We start from the raw sequence: 4318 nt of genomic DNA on the forward strand, positions 1-4318 counted from the left end.
CCGAAGATCCTCAACTTGGCGGACTTTCTGTGAGGTGTCCGCCATGGATCAATACGATTACGCGGCAGAGCTACCTCAGGAGCCGCCGGAGGGGCTGATCCCCTGGCTGGAGAAAAAGGGATATCTCCAGGAGCATGTGATCTGGTACAAGGCCGCCTGGGTGCCGGAGGTGCTGACCGGGCAGCGGCGGCGGATGGCCCAGCTTCGGTGCTCCGCCTGCGGCGAGACCATGTATGCCGACAGGATCCCGAACCCCGGGCACACCTTCGGATACTTTGACCCGGAGAGCGGGCATCCGGTGTCTCATGGAAACCGTGTGCGCTGCCCTATGTGCGGCTGTGAGGCCCAGGCACTGCACATTGGCCGGGGCCGGGGCGGCCACTATGGCAAGAGCGTCTGGCCCCTGACGGTGACCCGTCTGGAGGACAAGCTGGCCCTGGTGGGCTGGTGCGTGGGAAAGTATATCTCCTGCGAGGGGGAGGAGCACATCTCCTGCCAGCAGTATGAGGCCTATGTGGTGGAGGAGCGGAAGGTGGTGCGCCTGATGGGGTACCTCAAATGCATGTCCACCATCAGCTTCTTCGGACACTGGGAGCAGCGAAAGATCTGCCTGGACAACTGGGGGCTTGCAGACTTGGTGTACCCCTGGGACAAGAGGCTGCTCATCGGCTCCACGGCGGAAAACAGCAAACTGGACCTTTACATGAAGGCGGCAAAGGAGCCGTATCCGGTGACGTATTTACGCCTGTGGCAGCGGCACCGGAACATTGAGAACCTGATCGTGCAGGGCTGCGGCGCCCTGGTGGGGGAGATGATCCGGGAAGAGTCCTACCGGTACAGCTACGAGCGGGCCAGAGGAGTGCCGAAGCTGGCGGAGATCTGCTGGAAAGAGACACGGCCGGCCAAGATGCTGGGCCTCACCGGCGAGGAGTTCCGCTTCTGCCGGAAGCTGCACTGGACGCCGGAGGAGCTGCACTTTTACAGGCTGTGCCGGGAAAAAGGCATCCGGCTGCACTTGCCGGAGGACCTGGAGGAATGCAAGGCAGAGGGGATCCATTGGTGCCGCCGGATGGCGGAGGAGGAGAAAACGCCCTTGATGCGGGCGGTGCGCTACCTGAAGCGCCAGAAGCGGCGGGACAAGCGGGCGGACGGCCCCATCCTGGAGGACTACTGGCGCATTGCCAGGGGGGAAGGCTACGACCTCTCGGATGAGCACGTCCGCTTTCCCAAGGATCTGATGCGCGCCCATGACCGGGTGGCGGCGGAGCGCCGGGCCCGGGAGGAAGCGAAGCGGGAAAAGGAGCGGGCGGAGAAAAACGAACAGCTCCGGGCGGCCTTTACGGCCCGGCTGGAGACCCTGGCGCCCCTTTCCTGGCAGCGCGGCGGGATCTTGATCCGCCCCTGTGCCCTCCCGGAGGAGCTGGACGCGGAGGGCAAGGCATTGGACCACTGTGTGGCCACCTACAAGGGAAAGCACGCGGAGGGCAAGACGGCCATTTTCTTCGTCCGGAGGGCGTCTGCGCCGGAGGTGCCCTGGTACACCCTGGAGCTGGATCTGAAGGACTTCACCGTGCTCCAGGACCGAGGGAAGTGCAACTGCGGCAGGACCAAGGCGGTGGAGGACTTTGAGGCGGCGTGGCTGGAGCACATCCGGCCCATGAAGCAAAAAAAGAGCATTGCATGAAAATAACGGGGGATGAGAGATGGAGCGACATAACTATACCGGCCGGGAGCGCCGGCAAAGAGCGGCGGCGCGGATCGCTCTGGCGGTGTGGCTGGTGGCCGTCCTGGTCCTGCTTACCGTTACGGCCAGGGCGGTGGGGATGTGAGAGACAAACCCATGCCGCCGTGCCGGGAGTGCCAGCGCCGGGCGCCCGGCTGCCATAACAAAGATACCTGCCCCGCCTGGGGCAGGTATCAGGCCGCTTTGGCGGAGCATCACGCGACGGAGCGTGCTCGCATCGACCGGGAGCGGATCTACAACGACTATGCGGTAAACCGGCGGAAAACCCGCCGCAGAAAAGAAAGAGAGGGAGCGTAATGCTCAATAAGATCATGCTCATGGGCCGCCTGGTCCGGGACCCGGAGCTGCGCCGCACGGGGAGCGGCACCGCCGTGGCCTCGCTGACGCTGGCGGTGGACCGGGACTACAAGTCCCAGAGCGGCGAGAAGGAGACGGACTTCATCGACATCGTGGCCTGGCGCAGCACTGCGGAGTTTGTCTGCAAGTATTTCACCAAGGGCCGCATGGCCGTGGTGGAGGGCCGGCTCCAGGTCCGGGACTGGACGGATAAGGACAGCGGACGTCGCCGCAGCGCCGAGGTGGTGGCGGATAACATCTACTTTGGAGACTCAAAGAGGACGGTGTCCGATTCGGACACGCACCCGGCCGGGGAGATCACGGAGATCCCCGAGGGCGAGGAAGGAGAGCTGCCGTTTTGATGGAGCCGATAGACCGGTTTTTCTGCCGTGCGGGCCTGATTTGTTTCGAATGTTGCTCGAAATGTGAAGTGTTTGGGTGCTGTGATATGTGCGTATCTTTCGGGCAGCCTGATCGCTGCCAAAAATGTACGCGCTATTATCTTTCTCCGGAGCTGACGAAAGAGGAGGGGGGGCGTTTTGATGGAGCGAAATCAATTGATTGATGCCCTGCAAAAGATGCAGGTGGAGACCGGGAGCCTGGTATGCCTGGGCTGTGGGCAGGAGCATAACTGCGGCGTCCATGGCTGTGCAATTATCCGGGAGGCGGTGGCGCAGCTGGAGATGCCGGAAGTTATTTTAAAAATGGACCTAGAATCGTTTGCGAAAATTGCAAATGTAGCGCTTGAATCGAGTGAGAAGCGGCTTGGGGGTGTTAACTGTGAGCCTTGAATACCCGTGCATCTATTACCGAGGAAACGGCTTGTGCAGCTACGGAGGCGACCTCACAGACGCAAACATCTGCGTGTTCGGTCCATGCGACCATGAAACACCGTCAAGAGCCGACCTGGTTCGGCGCATGAGCGACGAGGAGCTGGCCCGGAACATCAACCGGCTGTTGGAGGGTGAGATATCGATCCCCTACTGCCGGGAGCTGCCCGAGTGTGATGCGGATGTGGAGCGGGATGCGCCGATCCCACTGGAGCGATGCGAGCAGTGCGTGCTGCACTGGCTCCGCCAGCCGGCTGAGGAGGGATAATGTGGGAAAACACTTCACTATCTTTGACCGGGCTTATCCGCGGGAGCAGCAGGCGGAGGCGATTGCGGTTTCTGAGGCTGTTGCAAGAGGTAAATGCAATAATTGTGCATTTCATCATCAGTGTTACAGGAGCTTTAATTTTGAGTTCCCAGTGTTTGCTTGGTGCCAGCAACGGAAGCATCAGATTTTGCGGAGTTGGGAGGAATGAGTGTGGAGCGCCTTACAAGCAGATGGTCAAACGGGATGGCAAATTACCCGTTTGGAAAACTGCCAGAAGTTATAGATCGCCTTGCCGTCATTGAGGACATCATGGGCGATGACTACGATCTGGATCGCTTGCGGGAGCTTGTGGAGGCTGACCGGGACGGGCGGTGTGTGGTGCTGCCGTGCAAAGTGGGGGATTGTGTTTGGATTACTTCTGCATACGGGAAGCAGTATAATCCGCCAATAGAAGGTCATATCCAGAAGTTTGTTGTGCATGACGATGAAATTGTCTACCTTGAAGCCATTATATGGATGGACATAGGATGCGGTCACAAAGGATATGGATACACGGAAAAGAGCTTTGGAAAAGCCGTTTTTCTTACGCCGGAAGCTGCCAAGGCCACGCTGAAAGGAGGCCAGGATGCCTAAACAATCCGGTTATCTCCAACGGCAGGCGGCCCGGGAGCAAATCATCATTGACGCCGTAGATCAGACAGTCCGGCAGCTGATGCTGGACACGCTCCAGATTACGCTTCACACGGAGTATGGTTGGGGCTTTGACCGGATCAAGGCCCTCAGCGAGGCGTGGGCCAAGGTGTACAACCAGCTCCATAGTGCGGTGGAGCGGGGACCAGAGCAGGACGTGGCCCAGGAGCACCTGGACCGGGCTTTGGTGGAGATCATGCGGGGGCGTCAGGAGCTGATTCCGTTTCCGGAGAGGTATCCTTATCTGAGGGAGATCAGATATGGCAAATAAGATCAATTTGCTATCTCCCAACGACCTGAACCATCTGCGGCAGGCCCTGGAGGACCGGCAGGAGATCTCCCTGATTCGGACGCTGGGCGATGTGTTGGTGAGAGCCGGCACGTCGCCGGCGCCAGCCGTGTGGGGCTGCGACATGCTGGTGCGGCTGGAGCGCCGTGAGGGAGGGCTGT

The 4318-nt window shown here is 60.3% G+C and carries 8 protein-coding genes; all 8 read left to right on the forward strand.

The features are described from left to right. The first annotated feature begins 43 nt into the window (after positions 1 to 43). Entirely contained in the window at positions 44 to 1684 is a 1641-nt protein-coding gene (locus tag QZS13_RS09955) for a PcfJ domain-containing protein (protein WP_295588535.1), read from the forward strand. 19 nt (positions 1685 to 1703) lie between these two features. After that, positions 1704 to 1829: a hypothetical protein gene (locus QZS13_RS09960; protein WP_295588537.1), complete on the forward strand. Its 126-nt coding sequence runs from the start codon at positions 1704 to 1706 to the stop codon at positions 1827 to 1829. Between the two features lie 211 nt (positions 1830 to 2040). Continuing rightward, the gene (locus QZS13_RS09965; protein WP_295588539.1) at positions 2041 to 2442 is read left to right on the forward strand and encodes a single-stranded DNA-binding protein; all 402 of its coding nucleotides are present in this window, start codon (positions 2041 to 2043) and stop codon (positions 2440 to 2442) included. A 177-nt stretch (positions 2443 to 2619) separates the two neighbouring features. Then, entirely contained in the window at positions 2620 to 2871 is a 252-nt protein-coding gene (locus QZS13_RS09970; protein ID WP_295588540.1) for a hypothetical protein, read from the forward strand. Next, the gene (locus QZS13_RS09975) at positions 2861 to 3178 is read left to right on the forward strand and encodes a hypothetical protein (RefSeq protein ID WP_295588541.1); all 318 of its coding nucleotides are present in this window, start codon (positions 2861 to 2863) and stop codon (positions 3176 to 3178) included. Before QZS13_RS09970 ends, QZS13_RS09975 begins: the two co-directional genes overlap by 11 nt. A 210-nt stretch (positions 3179 to 3388) precedes the next feature. After that, positions 3389 to 3811 (forward strand): hypothetical protein, encoded by a 423-nt coding sequence (locus tag QZS13_RS09980; protein WP_295588543.1) that lies wholly within the window; start codon positions 3389 to 3391, stop codon positions 3809 to 3811. After that, positions 3804 to 4139: a hypothetical protein gene (locus QZS13_RS09985; RefSeq protein WP_295588544.1), complete on the forward strand. Its 336-nt coding sequence runs from the start codon at positions 3804 to 3806 to the stop codon at positions 4137 to 4139. Before QZS13_RS09980 ends, QZS13_RS09985 begins: the two co-directional genes overlap by 8 nt. Further along, the coding region (locus tag QZS13_RS09990; RefSeq protein WP_295588546.1) for a hypothetical protein at positions 4129 to 4318 on the forward strand (190 nt) is incomplete at its 3' end. The genes QZS13_RS09985 and QZS13_RS09990, both read left to right, overlap by 11 nt.

The organism is uncultured Oscillibacter sp., from assembly GCF_900546705.1.
GTDB lineage: Bacteria > Bacillota > Clostridia > Oscillospirales > Oscillospiraceae > Oscillibacter.

Excerpts from the sequence above, each read along its gene's own strand:
- QZS13_RS09955 (WP_295588535.1), top strand. The coding sequence starts at position 44 with ATGGATCAATACGATTACGCGGCAGAGCTACCTCAGGAGCCGCCGGAG.
- QZS13_RS09960 (WP_295588537.1), top strand. The coding sequence starts at position 1,704 with ATGGAGCGACATAACTATACCGGCCGGGAGCGCCGGCAAAGAGCGGCG.
- QZS13_RS09965 (WP_295588539.1), top strand. The coding sequence starts at position 2,041 with ATGCTCAATAAGATCATGCTCATGGGCCGCCTGGTCCGGGACCCGGAG.
- QZS13_RS09985 (WP_295588544.1), top strand. The coding sequence starts at position 3,804 with ATGCCTAAACAATCCGGTTATCTCCAACGGCAGGCGGCCCGGGAGCAA.